Raw genomic sequence first — 18,170 nt, forward strand, 5'->3', positions numbered from 1 at the left:
CCTTAGATCTTATTAATTTCCTTAATAAAAAAGGAAGTAGGGCATCCGGTTTTGGCATGAAAAGCCTGCGCGAATTTCTGCGTAGTACTAAATCCCGCTTCATCAGCAAGTGCCTTATTTGAATATTTTCTTATTTTTTTATCTTCCTTCAATAAAGTAATAATATGATCGATTTTAAGATCACTGATATAGGTTACAAACTTTTTACCTTTATGGTTCCTTATCACACTGGATAAGTATTTCGGATTAGAATTTATAATTGCCGCAAGCTTGGCTGCATTTAAGTCTTTTAAAAGAAATTTTTTATCGCTTTCAAATTTATCGAGTTTTCTGAGTATCTGCGCCACGGTCTCTTTACTGATATCATCAATGACTTTTCCGCCGTTTCTGCTTTGAACTCTAGGCTGCAAGGAAGCCTTTTCATTCATTGCCTGTTCAAATTTTAATTTATAGATTTTTTTACTCCTGAAATGTGTTACGGCAAAAAACAGAAGTCCTGAAAAGAGAATAATAGTAATACCACTGAAGATAAGATCATTGTGTTTTCTTTTGTTCAATAAATTTTCAATTTTATTTTTATCTTCTATCAGCACTTTTGTATCATAGACTTTACGGATTCTACCCGACAGATAAACGTATCGGCTACTGAGCACACTATCGGCTTTGAGTAGTTTTTTGATGTAAAAAAGTTCTTTACTCAGATCCTGCCTGCCTTTGTAATATTTTATCAGAAGTTCATAATTCTGCCTAAGATCCGGACGAATGTAATTTTTACTCTCAAAAATCCTGTCTACTTTCATAAAGTAAGGGAGTGCCTTTTCGTGTTTGTGAAGATCCCAGTAACTTTTCCCAAGGTAGAAATAGCCCACAGATTCATTTGCAAAATCTTTGTTTTTAATTATCCCGGGAAGTGACGCATTGATGTTTTTTAAGGCATCCGAGTAGTTGCTTTTAAAATACTGATTGATGCCTTCGGAGTGCATAAAATACACTTTCATATCCTCATTGGAGAGTCTGCGGCCCTCCTGAATCCCTTTCTCATTTATCTCAGAGCACAAGCCGTAGTTTCCCATCCTGTTATAACATAAGCCAAGGCAGTGTAATGAATTGAGGTAGGCTCTGGTGTTATGTGTGCTGAAATAGTCAATGCACTCTTTAAATAAAGAAACAGCTTCATCATAAAAACCCAGGTAATACTTAATCTGGGCTAGATTGTATTTGACTTTATAAATTAGGTAATCATCATTTGTTTTTGAAATAAAATTATCCGCAATAAGGTAATGGTCTAAAGCCGACTTATATTTTTTAAAGGAATAAAAGACAATTCCTTTTGAGAGATAAGCTGAACCGATCAGCGCATCATTTCCAGACTTTCTGGCGGTATAGATCATACTGTCGGCATAAACCAATTTTAATTTATCAGGGGCATAATGAAGGTAGTTTTTATATCCGTTTACAATTTCTTGATCATTTTTTTCCCTTTTAGCTTTCCCAAGGAAATACGCAAGATAAACTAACTGGCTGCTGTGCTCTGATTCTTCAATCCTGTCAAATAAATAATCAAAGGATTTACCGTAAAGCGAGTCAGGTAATCTCAGTGAATTCCAGCCGGCAGAAACCTCCTGGGCCAGACACAAAAAAAGAAGTCCGAATTGTATTTTAAGCATAGATTGATAATTAAAAATGGAACAATATTTATCAAAAAATGCTTTTGCTTACTACAATTTTCAGATGTGCAGATCATAAGTAAAGCATTCTGTAAAAAAGAGCTTCAAATATAACGTAATATATTGATAACAAAGGCTTAACTTTTAAAAAACAGGGTGTGGATTTTCGGAAAATCCATAGTTGAAATTCCGAAAATCCACAGATGAGAGTTTGCAGGGCTGAATTGATGATTCTAGATTTGCGGTGAATTCAAAAGCAAAAAAAATGGCATCGTGCTGTTTTAAAGTTCTGCTTACCCGGGTGAAATGAACTGACTGAAAAGTCATTCCATTTAACACACTTTAATCATGAAAAACTTTTTAATCAGCATGCTGGCGGTATTGACCCTTTCATGCACCAACGACTTTACTCGCGAAGATTCAATTTCTAATTTCAAAAAAAAGAATGCCCATACAAAAAAGAATGCAGGCCTGAATCCTGAAAATACGGCCAATGCGTATGACATTACCGGGAAAATTCACAATGACTTATTGGATACCTATCTTTCGGGAAATTTTACGGATCACACCATTAATGCTGTCAGCAGTAAAATCGATTCTATTTCATTTCTGCACAGTGATTTTCAAAACCTGCCTTCCTATTATCCCGCCAATTTTCAGGAAATACAAGAAATGGTCGATTCCCCTGAAATACAGCTTGAGCAGATTATAGCAAATTCTTCGATGTCCATGGCTTCAAAAAACTGTCTGTCAGAATTTATGTCCTCGGCTGCACTCTGGCAGAACAGTGACTATGAGGCTGTTCATCCATCCATCATCTCTTTTGAGGCCATTGTTACAAATAACCAGCAGTTTACAGCTGAAGAAAAAAGAATAATCCTTACTTCATCAGCCATCACCCGATATTCACTTTATTATGCATCAAAGAGAAAAGACAAAGACTGGGAAACCTCTGTTGGAAACAGGGTCGGTGCCGTTCAGGGAGCCTTAAGCAATTCTGCAACTGCAGTTACCAGATCACTACTCGCGGGGATTCTCAGCAGAAACACTACAGAATAGAAAATATGGACTGGATTTTACTTTTTGAAAAACAGATATTATACAGTTATTATGTATTTCTGATACTATTTAATTTGACAACCATATACCTGATCCTATCCATATTGTTTGATGATCATTTAATATGTATCTCTCTTGCAGAGATCCTTAAAATGTATTCCCTCAGAAAATTAGTATATCTCTTATTTATAAATGGGATGTCAAATATGCTGTTTATCTGTGTTTCGCTGATCGCAAAACTATACAGTTAGAAAATAGGCCTTTAATCTTAAAAAAAATACTTTGGAATCTAGAAAATCAAACTATAAAACTGCAGGAATTCAATTATGCATTTTTGAAAGTTTAACCTCCAAGCGCGCATTAAAGAATTTGATTCCGGAAGATCATTCTACTGTGCTGCTTGTAAATAAAGGCGCTGCAGCGATGAGTATTAACAGCAGAAAAGTACACTTATTCATTAATGAATCGGCAGTTATCCCTAAGAAAGCAAACTGCGAAATTCTTCTAATGAGCAAGGAATTATGCATTTCGATTGTATCTTTTACATCAGAATTTGCATTAGAGAACAGTATCAGATGGCCTCATATCGGATATTTTAATTTCTTCACTGCCCAGTATGCCTCTAAAATTTTCTTAAAGAAAAAAGAGATCAACAGCCTGATGGATTTACTGGAAATAGTGAACTCCAGGCTGTTAATATCTGATTCAAAGGTTTTTAAAAAAGAGCTGATTCTGCTGAGTTTTAATCTGTTTCTCTATGAACTTGCCAGCCATTATTATAAAGCTACCTGGCATGAAAGGGCAAAATATTCCAGCACAGAAAAAACAGCAGTCCATTTTTTTAGATTACTGGAAATTCACTGCAGAGTACAGCACAGTGTCAAGTTTTACGCAGATGCCCTGAATATATCCTCAGGGCATCTCACTAAAACAATCAAGCAAATTACAGAGATAACGGCCAAACAGTGCATTGAAAATGCATTAATTCTGGAAGCTAAGATTTTGCTTCAAAATAGTGATTTAACCATTCTTAAAATCTCTGAAGAACTAAAATTTGCAAACACTTCTTTCTTTAGTAATTTTTTTAAAAAGCATACTTCTTTATCTCCATCTGAATACCGAATAAGGCTGAACCAGCACTAAATAATTCCACCTGGGTTTGAAATGTGTACAGACATTGATTTGGAGTATTTTCAATACAATATTGAAATAATATTTACTTAAAAATGAAGCAACATGAATCAAACCTATCTTTTAGAATGGCTGGACTCAGTAGTGACGCTGAATTTAAATCCGAAAAAAAGCGCCATAAGCAACCTTACTCCTGTTGAGTCTAAGGCAATAATTGATAAAGCTGTAGAGGAAACACAATTCATCCAGACTCAGTTTACTATTCGCGTTTTTTCACTCAGTAAAGAAAAGCATATTAAAGTACTGGTAAAAAATTATCATTCCGCCCTGATTAGTCTTTGGGATCAGCTGATTGTTATCAATAAAAGCATAGCGACAGAAAGAAAGGATCTGCAGGAAGTCACCACTGCCCTTCTTACCGCTTTGGATGAACTCTTAAATTTTCTGGAGTCGAGATTTGCCTGCTTTATAAGTTTAGATTCCAAGATACCTGTTTCCTATCTTAGTATTTCCTATAAGAAAATAAAACTCAGAATCGATAAACTCAGAACCATTCTGCATTTTAATCCGGATGAAAAGATGCTTGCAGAGATTGTTTTTAATACGCTGTACTGCTTTGCTAATGCCAAAGAAAATAAAAAAGTCACCTTTAGGGAAATACTCTACTATAAAGAGCTGCTTAAAGAACTTGAATCGCTGAAGACAAATAAAACAGAAGACCTGATTCATACCGATTTAATGCAGGTGCTGATTTATATGAATTTCAACAGCAAACTTTTCATCAACTTTTATACCCAGGCCATAGCTATGAAAATCAGCAAATTTGAGCAAGGCTCCGATAGAATTGGATGGCTACTGCTGTATGCTAAAGAGCTTAACCAAATTGCAGCTAACGCCACCGCGGCCCTTAATTGTGACCATCAAAATTTAAAGAAAGTACTGCTGGACTGGTTTAAACAGGAAATTAACTTTCTTGAAAAAAAGGAAAATCTTAAAACTGCTGCCAGCATTCCTTCTGAAAATAAAAAACTTTCACAGCAAAATCCAGTCAGCAGAGAAGAAAAGATCCTATGCCAGTTATCAACCGACCAGACCGCACTTATACTCAGGGCATGCCAGGAACTTGAAATCCTTGTTTCAAAATCAATGAACCAGGTTTTTAAAACCATTGTACCGTTTCTGTCAACACCTTTTAAAAAGAACCTCTCCTTTGATTCCATGCGCAGTAAAGCTTATGTTGCAGAGGAAAGGGATAAGGAGATCGCCGTGGAAACCCTGCAGCGGATCATTAAACAAATACGGGAATACTAACAACCAAAAGAGCAGAAGACTTAAATCCTTCTGCTCTTCATTTTTTACTGCCCATTTCAAACTACAGCTCTTAGAAGAATATCAAAACAGCATTATAACCTGTATGCAGTAATTCTAAGTCCTCAATTTTTTCGGCAATACAATCAACCGCTAAAAAAAAATCACTTTTTTTTTAATTTTTTTTTCCCAGATTTTACTGGAGGTCCAGTGGAGTCCAGCCAGGGTACAGCCAAATGCTGGACTTGTAAGGCAGTGCTTACTAGCGTTCCTTTGACTTGCAAAATAAATCATAACCTATTAAGGGGTTATGATTTTTACAGGGAGATAAATGTTGAACGATAAAATGAAAAACTATGTTTACAAATATTCCATGGAGTAGTTATCTGACTGTCATAGGTATACTGGTCATAATCTGGTATCTGATCCTAATACTTAAATTTTACAGTACCGATTTAAAGAAAATCTTATCAGGGAAAAAGAAACTTAAAATTCCTTCTTTTAAAAACAACAGTCAAAATTCAAAAGAGCCAAAACCGATCTCAGCTTCTTTTTCGGAATCATTCGATACCCTTGATGATGCTGAGCAGCTTGCTTCAAAAATTATTCAGGCCACCGAGGAAAGTGCAGAAAAAAAAATATCAAAAGAGCAGTTTCAAAATTACCTGTCGATGGTGCTCGAAGAGTATCCTTATGTAAAGATTTCTTCCCTTCGTCAAAGCATCAATAAACTGATAGTCTCGGAATCTGAAAAACACCCGGCTCTGCTTTTAACCTTAAGCGAGGCGGACAGTCTGTGGGAAGGAACTGCTTTTTAAAATTCAGCGGAGGAATTATATCCCTGTTCTCTCTGGTGCGGTATGGCTTTATGTGACAAGAAAATAGAGCTGCAACAGCGGCGTTCCTCTGCTTTTTATAATAATCAAGACTTTAAAATGATGTATGATGAGAAAATGTAAAAGAAATTTAAAGCGTATTTGGAAAAAGAATAAGGTGCTGGCTACTTCATGTCTTTTGTTACTCGTGATTAATGGAACCGGCTACGCACAGGACGGCGTTGCCGGGATTAATGAGGCCAACCAGAAAGTCAGAAGCTATTTTGATGCGGGTACAGAACTTATGTATGCCGTTGGAGCCATACTGGGGCTTATTGGCGCCGTAAAAGTTTATCAGAAATGGAATGCCGGGGATCCTGATACCGGTAAAGTAGCGGCAGCCTGGTTCGGCAGCTGTGTTTTTCTGGTTGTTGTGGCCACTGTAATTAAATCTTTTTTCGGGGTTTAAAGGCAATGAATGCAATGCACAGCAGCGTCTACCAGATCAACAAAGGAATCAACCAAAGCATAGAATTCAAGGGTTTAAAAGCGCAGTACATCTGGTATTTAGGAGGCGGAGTTGTCGCCCTTATGATACTTTTTGCCATACTGTACATTATCGGCCTTCCTTCCCTTATATGTATTGGTTTGATAGCAGCAGCAGGTGTCTTTCTTGTGCTGAAGATTTATAAAATGAGCAATAAGTATGGAGAGTATGGCATGATGAAGGCACTAGCGAAAAAGCAGATTCCAAAATGTATTAAAGTGTACAGCAGGTCTGTTTTTATTAAGATATAGTTATAGAACGTTTGAAATAAAAATGAAGGAGAAATGGAGAAAAGGATCGAAAACGTACTGCCTGTTATGGCAGTAGAACACGACTGTATTGTATCAAAACAAGGGGATATAACAGTAATATTCAAGGTAGAACTGCCTGAGATTTTTACTTTGTCGGATCAAGAATATGAAGCTTTCCACCAGTCGTGGATCAAAGCAGTCAAGATACTTCCAAAGTTCTGTGTTTTTCACAAGCAAGACTGGTTTTTAGAGCAGCATTATAAAGCTGATTTTGTAAGTGATGACAGCAGTTTTCTCACCCGCAGCAGCGAGCAGTTTTTCAATGAAAGACCTTTTCTGGATCATTCCTGTTATATCATGCTGACCAAGAAACCCAGCGGCAGAAAAAATTCAAGTTCTCTTTTTTCTAATCTTTTAAGAAGTTCCATCGTCCCGGAAGAAACTTTAAATCCGCAGCTGCTGCAGGATTTTATTGACTGCACGGGACAGTTCAAAAGAATTATGGAGGACAGCGGTTTTGTAAAACTCACCCGTCTGAAGAATAACGAACTCAAAAGCGACAGCAGAAAAAAAGGACTAATTGAGCGGTACTGTTTCCTTTCTGAGAGGGAAGATTCCTTTGTCTTTAATGACATTACCTTTAATCAGGGCCTCGAGGTAGGTGATAAACACTGTCAGCTTTTTACCCTGGGCGACGCCGCTGATCTTCCGGCGCTGTGCGGTTCAAGGATTAATTTTGACCGGTATTCCACTGATAAAACCAAGTTCAGTATCGGATTTGCGTCCACCCTTGGGCAGCTTTTATCCTGTAACCATATCTATAATCAGTATTTGTTCCTTGAAGATGCGCAGAAAACCATCCAGAAACTCGAAAGCAAAAGATTACGCCTGCAGTCTTTATCGGCCTACAGCAGGGAGAATATGATTGCCCGGGATGCCACTAATGATTTTCTCAATGAGGCGGTTTCCCAGCAACGGCTGCCGGTTAAAGCGCATTTTAATGTGCTGGCGTGGAGTACCGATACCGAAGAACTTAAGGAAATTAAGAACAAAGTATCCTCAGCGCTGGCCCAGATGGATGCAGCGGCGAAACAGGAAACAACTGGAGCTCCCCAGATTTACTGGGCGGGAATCCCGGGAAATGCCGCGGATTTCCCTATGAATGACACTTTTGATACTTTCACTGAGCAGGCGGTATGTTTTCTGAATATGGAAACCGGCTACAGATCTTCTCTGAGTCCAGTGGGTATTCGTCTAGGAGACCGTTTGACCGGCAAACCTGTCCACGTCGACATCAGCGATGAGCCTGTGAAAATGGGAATCTGCACCAACCGGAACAAATTTATTTTGGGTCCTTCGGGGAGCGGCAAATCGTTTTTTACCAATCATATGGTCAGGAGCTATTATGAACAAGGGACGCATATTGTACTGGTAGATGTCGGTCACAGTTATAAAGGGCTCTGCGATATGGTAAAAGGGTATTATTTCACTTACGATGAAAAGAACCCGATCCGTTTTAATCCCTTTTATATTTCAGAGGGAGACAATCTGGATACAGAGAAAAAGGAAAGCATCAAAACACTGCTGCTGGCGCTGTGGAAAAAAGACGATGAAACCTTTAATAGGAGCGAGTATGTTGCTCTTTCCAATGCTTTGCAGCTATATTACGAAAAATTGGATAAAGAACAGGATGTCTTTCCGAGTTTTAACAGCTTCTACGAGTTTTTGAAAGAAGATTTTGTTTCCATTTTGGAAGGTGACAAGGTGAAAGAAAAAGACTTTGACATCAATAATTTTCTCTACGTGCTACGCCCGTACTATCAGGGAGGCGAGTTTGATTACCTTCTGAATGCCACAGAAAATCTTAATCTTTTAAAAGAGCGGTTTATTGTATTTGAACTTGATAACATCAAAGACCACCCTATTTTATTTCCTGTGGTGACCATTATCATTATGGAGGTTTTTATCAGCAAGATGAGAAAACTCAAAGGCATTCGCAAGATGATCCTCATTGAAGAGGCCTGGAAAGCGATTGCCAAGGAAGGGATGGCAGAATATTTACGGTATTTATTTAAGACTGTGCGCAAATTTTTCGGGGAGGCCATTGTGGTGACACAGGAGGTGGAAGATATTATTTCTTCCCCTGTGGTCAAGCAAGCCATTATCAATAACAGCGACTGCAAGATCCTGCTGGACCAGAGCAAGTACCAGAATAAATTTGATCAGATACAGGAACTTCTCGGGCTCACGGAAAAAGAAAAGGCGCTCGTGCTATCGGTCAATAAGGCCAATGATCCCGACAAGAAATACAAGGAGGTCTTTATTTCCCTGGGGGGAATATCATCAAAGGTATACAGAACCGAAGTTTCTTTAAACGAATATCTGGCTTACACCACCGAGGAAAGCGAAAAGGTGAAAATGAATGCTTATGCGGCAAAGTTCGGCGGTAACATCGAAAAAGGCATTGCTGCACTGGCTCAGGACATGAGAAACGGAATTTAAATAAAAATGAACAATGAAAAAGAAACTAATTACCTGCCTGATTTTGCTGCTGCTTATCAACACTCCTGCAAGACCTGCTGAAAAAATCGCGGCACTTCCGATACTGGAAATCGTAAAGGCAGTAACCAAAAAAGTCATCAAAGCCATTGACCTGAGGATCCAAAAACTGCAGAACAAAACCATCTGGCTTCAGAATGCCCAGAAACAGGTTGAAAATGTGCTCTCCAAACTAAAGCTTGATGAAATCTCGGACTGGACACAGAAACAGAAAGACCTTTATAAAGGCTACTACGAAGAACTGGGGAAAGTAAAATCTATTATTACTCATTACCAGAGGATAAAAGATATTACCAAAAAACAGACAAAACTTGTGCAGGAATACGAAAAGGCGTGGAACCTGCTCAGACAGGATACCCATTTTAAAGACAGCGAGATTGCGTATATGGAACATGTTTACAAAGGCATTCTTGAGCAAAGCATCAAGAACATTGACCAGATCTTTTTAATACTGGATTCCTTTACCACACAGATGAGTGATCTCAAAAGACTTGAAATCATCAATAAAGCCGCTGACCAGATTGATACCAGCTATGATGACCTTCGGATGTTTAATCAGCAGAATATACAGCTCAGCCTTCAGAGGGCCAAAACTGAGGCAGATGCAACCCGGGTGAAACAATTTTACGGAATTCCATAATGCAAAGAAAAAAATCATGAAAAAACTGTTACTACTGCTCTGGGGGGTACTATTAACCATGCAGGGGATCCATGGACAGGCAAAGCAGCGAAAAGAACTGCTGCTTCAGATTGCAGCACTTCAGGTCTATATTGACTATGCCAAAAAAGGATATTCAGCGGTATCCAAAGGACTTCATTTTATCGGAGATGCCAAGAAGGGAGAATTGAATCTGCACGGTGATTATTTCACCTCGCTTTTGAAAATTAATCCCAGAGTCAGGAATTATTACAAGGCAGCCGAGATTGTATCGATGCAGTTTAAAATAATGAACCTCTATAAAAAGACCTCTGCCGATCTTAAGGCAGGCGATCTGTTTCACGGCAGTGAACTGGATTATATAGAACGTTCTTTTGAAGGGCTGCTTGAGAACTGCAGCAGCACTCTGGATCAGCTTTTGGCAGTTACGACTGATTCAAAGCTGGAACTCAAGGATGACCAGAGAATTCAGAGGATTGATGAGCTGCATAAGACCATGCTGGAGGATTACAATTTCTGCATTTCTTTCAGCCGTGATGCAAAACTGCTTGCACTTTCAAAGTCGGCAGATCAAAAAGACACTAAGAATATTGATGCTCTTTACGGATTATAAACTTAAAAATAATGAAAAAGATATTGATTTTAGGACTGCTTATCTGCCTGTCTATGATACCCAGCAAAGCTCGCGCCCAGTCAGCAGAAATACAGCAGCTGATCCTGAACATTGAAAAACTCTCCCAGTTTAAAAAGATCCTCAGTAATATGAAAAAGGGCTATGAACTGCTCTCTGGAGGTTATAAAACAGTGAAGGATATGTCGCAGGGCAACTTCAGCCTGCATAAAACTTTTTTAGACGCCCTTATGCAGGTAAGCCCCGCGGTAAAGAATTACAAAAGAGTGGGCGAAATTGTAAATTTTCAAATACTGCTGGTAAAGGAAAGCAGAAACGGGCTGAACCGGTTTGCGCGAAACGGCAGTTTCAGCCCGCAGGAAATCGGATATTTTGAAAAGGTTTACGCAAACCTTCTTAGCCAGAGTCTGCGGAATCTTGATGAACTCACTATGATCGTTACAGCTGATAAACTCAGGATGTCCGATGACGAAAGACTTCAGGCGGTGGATATGATCTATCTACAGATGCAGGATAAGCTGCTTTTTCTTCGAAATTTTAATGCATCGTCGAATATTCTGGCGCTGCAGCGGGCAAAAGAGAAAAATGATGTTTATGCTTCCAAAGAGCTGCAGGAACTTAAAAACTAAAGAGATGAAACTGCCAATAAAAGACAAAATTGTTCTGGCAGCTGTGCTGCTGCCATTTTTAAGCCGGGCACAGGGTCTGGGCGATAACATGCAGAGTCTGCACTTGGTGCTGGACCAGCTTTATGATGAGATGATGCCTTTGTGCAGTAATCTGCTGGCTGTAGGACAGGGAATTGCAGGATTTGGAACCCTCTGGTACATCTCCTCGCGTGTCTGGAGACATATCGCAGCTGCCGAGCCGATTGATTTTTATCCGCTGTTCCGGCCCTTTGTAATCGGGTTTTGTATTATGATTTTCCCTTCGGTGCTGGCACTTATCAACGGCGTTATGAAACCCACAGTTACCGCAACAGCTGCTATGGTAACAGGATCCAATAATGCAATTGCTGTTCTTTTAAAAGAAAAAGAAAAGGCAGTAAGGCAGACCAATCCCTGGAAAATGTATGTAGGTACGGCAGGCGCGGGAGACCGTGATAAATGGTACAAGTACACTCATGACGGCGCGGACCCATCTGATGAGAGCATGCTTGCGGGTATAGGCAACGATGTGAAATTTGCCATGGAAAAGGCTTCTTACAGTTTTAGGAATTCCGTTAAGCAGTGGATGAGTGAGGTGCTGCGGATTTTATTTGAATCGGCGGCGCTCTGCATAGATACACTCAGGACCTTTCAACTGGTGGTGCTGTCTATTCTCGGACCTCTTGTTTTCGGCATAGCCGTTTTTGACGGGTTCCAGCATACGCTGACAGTCTGGCTGGCCAGATACATCAACATATACCTCTGGCTGCCTGTTGCTAATATTTTTGGCAGCATAATCGGCAAGATACAGGAACTGATGCTCAAGCTGGATCTGTCCCAGGTACAGTCCACCGGTGACACCTTTTTCAGCAGTACTGACATTGCTTATTTGATATTTATGATTATAGGCATTATAGGCTACTTCACTGTGCCATCGGTGGCTAACTACATCGTTCATGCAGGCGGCGGCGGAGCCCTGAGCCAGAAAGCCACTACTCTACTGAGCACCTCAACGGTCTCTGTGGTTTCCAAAACATCACAAGGAACGGCTATGATTCTGGATTCCATGGGAAATGCAGCAGGAAGAATGTCGCAGAGTATGTCCGCATCGGGTGCTTCGGCTCCCTATTTTGAGGAGAAAGGAAATTACATGAGCAACAGGCTTAAAGGAAATTCAAAATAAACTTAAAAGATCAGCTCATGTTCAGCAAAATGAAAAATATAGATACCGCATTTAAATACGTGAGGGGCTTTACAATGCTGGTTGTTATAGGCTGCGTTGTGATATGCTGTTTTACGCTTCACAAAAGTTTTCAGACCGTCGCTAAAATGCAGGACAAGGTATATATCCTTGCCGCCGGAAAAGCTCTGGAGGCTTATGCCTCTGAGAGAAAGGATAACCTGCCTGTGGAAGCCAGGGATCACGTCAAGACTTTTCATAAGTTTTTCTTCACCCTTGATCCTGATGACAAGGTAATTAAAACCAATATTACCAAAGCCCTTTATCTGGCTGATGAGAGCGCCAAGCGGATTTATGATGACCTGAAAGAAAACGGCTTTTATTCGGGAATAATTTCAGGAAATATCAGCCAGACGATCCAGATTGACAGCATATCGGTTGATATCAAAGATTATCCCTACCGCTTTAAATGTTTTGCCAGACAGAACATCATAAGAACCACGAGTATTTTAAAAAGAAACCTGATTACCCAGGGGAACCTTCGCAATGTGTCGAGAAGCGACAACAATCCCCATGGCTTTTTAATTGAACGCTTCACAACTATTGAGAATACCGATTTAACGGTTGAAAACAGAAAATAAACGTTATGAAATCACTATTTAAAAAAAAGGAAACCCCATTTGTTTATCATAAATATTACACTGCCGCCCAGCACAAATGGACCCAGAAAATGAGCAACCTGACCAAGGGGCTTTCCAGAAGAAAGCTCCTTTTGCTGCTGGTTTTCTTTACAGCCTTATCAGTCGGTTATTTTCTCTATAACATTTACGATTCCTTTACAGAAAACTGCCCTGGATCACTTATGAAGGCAGATGCCGCTTCAAAAATTAAAACAATACAATAAAAAACAAGAACATGGAAACAAAAACAATATCTCTTAGAGCCTCTAAAAGACGCCAGATGCTTCTGGTTCTGCCCATTATAATACTGCCTTTTATAACCCTGTTGTTTTATATTTTAGGAGGAGGCAGAATGGAAGCCGCAGAAGCTGCAAATGAAATCAAAAAAGGATTCAACTTTACTCTTCCAATTCCAAAATTCAAAGAAGATTCTACTTTAGATAAAATGAGTTATTACGATCAGGCCGCTGTCGATTCTCTAAAACTGCAGGAGCAGATTAAAAAAGACCCCAATTACCTGAACCAAAAAATTCTGGAAGAATCTTTGAATGATTTTACAAAATCGGATTTTAGCACGCAGGGTTTTTCAAAAAACAGAACGGGTCTGAATTCAAAACCTCTTCAGGACAGCAATGAGCAGAAAATCTATGAAAAACTCCAGGCGCTTCAAAAAGCGGTCAGCCAGCCGGCGGTGCTGGATAAATACGGACATGATATGCGCGAGTTTGAAAACTACGGCTCATCAAAAGGTGTCACCGATGAAATACAGCACCTTGAAAAGATGATGTCGGTAATGGGAGAATCCACAGGGCCTGATCCTGAAATGGCTCAGCTGGGCGGCATGCTGGAAAACATACTCGATATCCAGCATCCTTCAAGGGTTCAGGAACGCTTAAAACAATCATCCGAGAGCAAAAAGGGAAAAACATATGCGGTAAACCATAAAAAAGCAGAAAACAACATTTCTTATCTGGAGCAAGGTCCAGTTTCTACAGCTGTAAAGCCAAACTCTTTTTATACAATTGAGCAAGATACCGATTCACAGCAACAGAATTCAACCCAGGCCGTTATTCATGAAACCCAGACTATTGTAAACGGCTCAATTGTTAAACTTCGTCTCCATAATGATGTGACGCTTCAGGGAAACGTCATTCCAAAAAACACTTTTTTATATGGCACTGCGGCTTTAAAAGGAGAAAGACTTGAGGTCAAGATTGACAACATTCAATACCGCAACTCAATTTTCCCGATTCAATTATCAGTTTATGACATTGACGGCATTGAGGGGATTTATGTTCCGGGAACAATTAACAGAGATTCAGCCAAGGCTTCTGCAGACCGCTCCATACAGACTCTGGGACTTACCGGCATCACGGATTCCTGGGGAGCACAGGCGGCAGGAATGGGAATTGAAGCGGCAAAAAGCCTGATGAGCAAAAAGGTGAAACTCGTAAAAGTTTTGGTTAAAGCCGGATACCAGGTACTGCTCTACGATGAGAAACAAAAGAATTTCAACCAATAAAAAGAAATAAATATGAAAAACTATAACTGGCTGGTTACGGCCTGCATAATCCTGATCTGCCTATCAGGTTATGCACAGATTATTACTAAGGATGCAGGTTATAATGAAGATAACTATAAAAACCTGCAGATCGGCTACTCTAAAACAACAAGCATCGTTTTTCCCTATGCCGTAAAAAGTGCAGACAAGGGAAGTTCGGATATTTTAATGCAAAAAGCCAAGGGAGCTGAAAACATCCTTCTTTTAAAAGCCGCAAAACAGCATTTCCCGCAGACAAATCTAACAGTGGTTACAGCTGACAGCCGGCTTTACGTATTTGTTTTAAATTATGATGACGCCTGTCCGGATTTAAATATAAAGGCTGATCATACCGCTGTTGTAAATAACGACATTCTGTTTTCGCTGGATCATGAAAACCAGAAGAAAATTGAGCAGAATGCTACCCTTGCCTTATCGAAGAATAAAAAAATAAGCGGGCTTAAAAGGGAAAAGTATGAAATGAAGATTACCGTTAACGGCATTTTCATCCTTCAGGATGTGCTCTACTTCAGACTGGCGCTGGGCAATGCCTCAAAGATTAATTACGATATTGACCAGCTGCGTTTTTTTATACGCGACCAGAAAAAGTCAAAACGCACCGCTTCCCAGGAAATCGAGATACTGCCACTGTATTCCACTTATACATCGTCTATTATTCCCGATAAATCCGAAGTTAGTATCGTCTATGCTTTTTCAAAGTTTACTATTCCGGAGAAAAAATATCTCACTATCCAGCTTTTTGAGAAAAACGGCGGCAGGCATATAGAAATAAATGTTAAGAATACTGATTTAACACATCTGGATATTCTTAACGGTTTTTAAAATCAGTAATAACTTTAAAATAATTGTATCATGAATCAGAAAAATCTAGAGTACCTCAAAGATCAGTTGAAATATACCGGTTTTGGAGAAACGTTCGATACTGAACTAAGAGAGCGTATGGACAAAGGAGAAAAAGAATTTAAAATCACTCATAATGGTGTCTATAATACAGATACTATGTCGGTTGATTTAAACTTTAAAAAATCAGACCAGACCGACATGTATTTTTTTAATTCCTACCATGTGAATTTAAAAAAAGAGGATTCAAAGGAAGCACTTGGGCAGACTTTTTATATCAATAATGACGGTACGAGTATCACACTCAAGGAAGCTTATAATTTAATGGAAGGGCGTTCGGTGAACAAAGACCTGAAAACTAAAGAAGGCGAAGCGTACAATGCATGGATCAAAATCGACTTTAAGCAAACCGAAAATTCGGGCAGCTTCAAATTAAATCAATATCATCACAACTATGGTTATGATCTAGAGGCCAGTCTTGAAAAACATTCCATTAAAGAGCTTCAAACTCCCAAGTACAAAGAAGACCTTATAAATTCTCTTAAAAAGGGAAATCTGCAGTCGGTAACTTTTACGGTGGGCGGTAGGGAAACAAAAATGTATGTTGAAGCTAATCCGCAGTTTAAAACAGTAAATGTTTATGATTCCAGTTTCCAGAGAATTAACCACCGTGAAAGTAAAGACCAGAAGCAGGCTGAAGGAGAAAAAACATCGGAAAAGCAATCTGCCACAAAACAATCTCAAACTGCGGAAGACAACACCGAAACCCCTGCCGCAAACAAAAAAAAAAGAAAACAATCTAACTCAGTTTAGAGATTCCGGAGAATTAAACTTTAAATCATGAATGAGCAGTTTCCCATAAACAGAGTAGAGATAGAATTCAGCCAATGGAAAGCCAGAGAAGAACGCTTCAGCACCTTGTTTTCAATTACACCGGCTGATAATAAATCTTTACTTGCAGAGAAACTGCGCCAGTTTGAAAGAATCAGGGCTAAATACAAATCTTCAAAAAATATAGAAGAGCAGCATTCGCTTCGAATTCTTAAAATGGAAAGTAGCAGAATGTCAAAGCAGCTGTACCCAAGTTTAATTTCCCGCTTTTTTAGAAAAATAATTACTGCTTCACAAAATCAAATTTCCATTGGCAGTGATGTTAAAAAAGCAGAAAAAAATTTCAATTCGCTGCAGGAGCAGATGCAGCGAATTGGATTTCCTGACCTCTCAGAGAAATTAAAAATGCTTATTGAAAAAGCACAAGAAAACTTTAGTCTACCTCTATCCTATTACACTAATGAAACAGAAAAAATTAATCACGACCTTTCGTTTTCTAAAAATGCTGAAGGATATTTTGAGCTTGAAGGATACAAAAGCAGCCTGTATAATAATAGTATTCCAGAAGAAAATAGACAGCATTATTTTAAAAATGAGCAGGGATACAATTTCAAACTGCATGAAGTCCATAATTTATTATTCGGCCGCTCGGTATATCATAATGAATCATGGTTCCAGATAGACTTTAACGATAAAGATGCCGCAGGAAATAATCATCTGAAAGAATTTCGAAATGGATATGGTTACGATTTGGAAAAGACATTAAAAGCTGTTCCTTTAAATGCTGCCTCAAATAAATTTGAATTTGAGAAACTAAAAAATACTTTAAAGCAAGGTGACAGGATATCAGCAGTATTGATTAAAAATGGAAAAGAACAACTATTCCATATTGAGGCTAATCCTCATTTTAAATCTTTAACAATCTACGATCAGCATTTACGTAAAGTAGATATAACTTCATTACGAACAGAGCTGCAAAAAAATCATGAACAAAATCAGAATCTTAAATTACCCAAACAAAATCAGTCTAGAAGAACCGGAATAAAAATCTAAATAACAAGAGTAATGGACCAGCTAAATCCTTTAAATGAATTCTTCAAAGCAATAGAAAAAGATCAACGTATCAGCATTACGCATATTGGAATTTTTGCGGCATTACTACAATTCAGAACTGCTGCAGGTTATATTAATCCTATTAAAGCATATAGGCATGAAATTATGAAGATAGCTAAAATAAGCGGCCCTGTTACCTACCATAGATGTATCAGAGACCTAAATGATTACGGTTATATAAATTATCTTCCAAAGAGAAATAGAAATCAGAAGAGCATAATTTATTTCACTGTTTAAGAGTTTACTAAAATTCTCAGTAAAAGACAGCAAAGCTGTTTTTGTGAGAAACTTGAGTTCTTTATCTCACGAGTAGATATTTTTTTGCCACAAAAAGTTTAGGCGTCTTATAAAGATATTTCACTACTTTAAGTTTTGTAGCAATATCATGGCGCGCATTATTCTGATCAATATCCAACACGACATCCAAACCAAATTCTTAAAGTCAATGAAATGCAAATACTACATGTAGCAGGCCACTCTCTTAAAATCTTCAATAAAAATGTATAGAAATTTGTCCCATCGAATTCACCAAAAGTCGCCAATTCAAGACAATTGACGCCTTTTTTTACATATACTACTAGCCCCGATAGAAGTGGAAATCCTTTTGTGCCGGGGTTCGGCACAAAAGATTGGAACGGATAGCGGGAAAAAGCTCCAAAAAAAATATATTAAAACTAAAAAAATATACCGCC

Annotated in this window: 19 protein-coding genes; 18 read left to right on the plus strand and 1 reads right to left on the minus strand. The window is 38.7% G+C overall.

Annotated elements, in window-relative coordinates; translation table 11 throughout:
- Positions 1 to 2 precede the first annotated feature (2 nt).
- Complete coding sequence (locus tag OGZ34_RS18135) at positions 3 to 1,667, minus strand: AraC family transcriptional regulator (RefSeq protein ID WP_263361204.1); 1,665 nt, start codon at positions 1,665 to 1,667, stop codon at positions 3 to 5.
- 348 nt (positions 1,668 to 2,015) lie between these two features.
- On the opposite strand from OGZ34_RS18135, the gene OGZ34_RS18140 reads away from it, so the two are divergent.
- The 18 genes from OGZ34_RS18140 to OGZ34_RS18225 all read left to right on the plus strand — a co-directional run bounded on the left by OGZ34_RS18140 (position 2,016) and on the right by OGZ34_RS18225 (position 17,715).
- Complete coding sequence (locus OGZ34_RS18140) at positions 2,016 to 2,726, plus strand: hypothetical protein (RefSeq protein WP_263361205.1); 711 nt, start codon at positions 2,016 to 2,018, stop codon at positions 2,724 to 2,726.
- Positions 2,727 to 3,008: 282 nt separating this feature from the next.
- The gene (locus OGZ34_RS18145; RefSeq protein ID WP_263361206.1) at positions 3,009 to 3,869 is read left to right on the plus strand and encodes a helix-turn-helix domain-containing protein; all 861 of its coding nucleotides are present in this window, start codon (positions 3,009 to 3,011) and stop codon (positions 3,867 to 3,869) included.
- 93 nt (positions 3,870 to 3,962) lie between these two features.
- A complete protein-coding gene (locus tag OGZ34_RS18150; RefSeq protein ID WP_263361207.1) occupies positions 3,963 to 5,168 on the plus strand; it encodes a hypothetical protein in 1,206 nt (401 codons plus the stop codon).
- A 353-nt stretch (positions 5,169 to 5,521) separates the two neighbouring features.
- The gene (locus tag OGZ34_RS18155; RefSeq protein WP_263361208.1) at positions 5,522 to 5,983 is read left to right on the plus strand and encodes a hypothetical protein; all 462 of its coding nucleotides are present in this window, start codon (positions 5,522 to 5,524) and stop codon (positions 5,981 to 5,983) included.
- Between the two features lie 127 nt (positions 5,984 to 6,110).
- Entirely contained in the window at positions 6,111 to 6,449 is a 339-nt protein-coding gene (locus OGZ34_RS18160) for a DUF4134 domain-containing protein (protein ID WP_230001342.1), read from the plus strand.
- A gap of 14 nt (positions 6,450 to 6,463) precedes the next feature.
- On the plus strand, positions 6,464 to 6,778 hold the full coding sequence (locus OGZ34_RS18165; protein ID WP_263361209.1) for a DUF4133 domain-containing protein: 315 nt from the start codon (positions 6,464 to 6,466) through the stop codon (positions 6,776 to 6,778).
- Between the two features lie 33 nt (positions 6,779 to 6,811).
- Entirely contained in the window at positions 6,812 to 9,280 is a 2,469-nt protein-coding gene (locus tag OGZ34_RS18170; protein WP_263361210.1) for a TraG family conjugative transposon ATPase, read from the plus strand.
- Positions 9,281 to 9,293: 13 nt separating this feature from the next.
- The gene (locus tag OGZ34_RS18175; protein WP_263361211.1) at positions 9,294 to 9,977 is read left to right on the plus strand and encodes a conjugal transfer protein TraI; all 684 of its coding nucleotides are present in this window, start codon (positions 9,294 to 9,296) and stop codon (positions 9,975 to 9,977) included.
- 16 nt (positions 9,978 to 9,993) lie between these two features.
- Positions 9,994 to 10,608, plus strand: a complete 615-nt coding sequence (locus OGZ34_RS18180; protein WP_449757755.1) for a hypothetical protein — start codon at positions 9,994 to 9,996, stop codon at positions 10,606 to 10,608.
- 11 nt (positions 10,609 to 10,619) lie between these two features.
- On the plus strand, positions 10,620 to 11,255 hold the full coding sequence (locus OGZ34_RS18185; RefSeq protein WP_263361213.1) for a TerB family tellurite resistance protein: 636 nt from the start codon (positions 10,620 to 10,622) through the stop codon (positions 11,253 to 11,255).
- Positions 11,256 to 11,259: 4 nt separating this feature from the next.
- Positions 11,260 to 12,456, plus strand: coding sequence for a conjugative transposon protein TraJ (gene traJ / locus OGZ34_RS18190; RefSeq protein WP_263361214.1), 1,197 nt, complete (start codon positions 11,260 to 11,262; stop codon positions 12,454 to 12,456).
- Between the two features lie 29 nt (positions 12,457 to 12,485).
- Entirely contained in the window at positions 12,486 to 13,094 is a 609-nt protein-coding gene (gene traK, locus OGZ34_RS18195; protein ID WP_263361215.1) for a conjugative transposon protein TraK, read from the plus strand.
- Between the two features lie 5 nt (positions 13,095 to 13,099).
- Positions 13,100 to 13,357 (plus strand): hypothetical protein, encoded by a 258-nt coding sequence (locus OGZ34_RS18200; RefSeq protein ID WP_263361216.1) that lies wholly within the window; start codon positions 13,100 to 13,102, stop codon positions 13,355 to 13,357.
- Positions 13,358 to 13,368: 11 nt separating this feature from the next.
- Positions 13,369 to 14,655, plus strand: a complete 1,287-nt coding sequence (gene traM / locus OGZ34_RS18205) for a conjugative transposon protein TraM (RefSeq protein WP_263361217.1) — start codon at positions 13,369 to 13,371, stop codon at positions 14,653 to 14,655.
- Between the two features lie 12 nt (positions 14,656 to 14,667).
- On the plus strand, positions 14,668 to 15,516 hold the full coding sequence (gene traN / locus OGZ34_RS18210; RefSeq protein WP_263361218.1) for a conjugative transposon protein TraN: 849 nt from the start codon (positions 14,668 to 14,670) through the stop codon (positions 15,514 to 15,516).
- A 30-nt stretch (positions 15,517 to 15,546) separates the two neighbouring features.
- Positions 15,547 to 16,347 carry a hypothetical protein gene (locus OGZ34_RS18215; RefSeq protein WP_263361219.1) on the plus strand — a complete coding sequence of 267 codons (801 nt, stop codon included), beginning with the start codon at positions 15,547 to 15,549 and terminating at the stop codon, positions 16,345 to 16,347.
- Between the two features lie 27 nt (positions 16,348 to 16,374).
- Entirely contained in the window at positions 16,375 to 17,418 is a 1,044-nt protein-coding gene (locus OGZ34_RS18220) for a hypothetical protein (protein WP_263361220.1), read from the plus strand.
- A 12-nt stretch (positions 17,419 to 17,430) separates the two neighbouring features.
- A complete protein-coding gene (locus tag OGZ34_RS18225; RefSeq protein WP_263361221.1) occupies positions 17,431 to 17,715 on the plus strand; it encodes a hypothetical protein in 285 nt (94 codons plus the stop codon).
- Positions 17,716 to 18,170 lie beyond the last annotated feature (455 nt).

It is taken from the genome of Flavobacterium collinsii (assembly GCF_946903285.1).
Lineage (GTDB): Bacteria > Bacteroidota > Bacteroidia > Flavobacteriales > Flavobacteriaceae > Flavobacterium > Flavobacterium collinsii.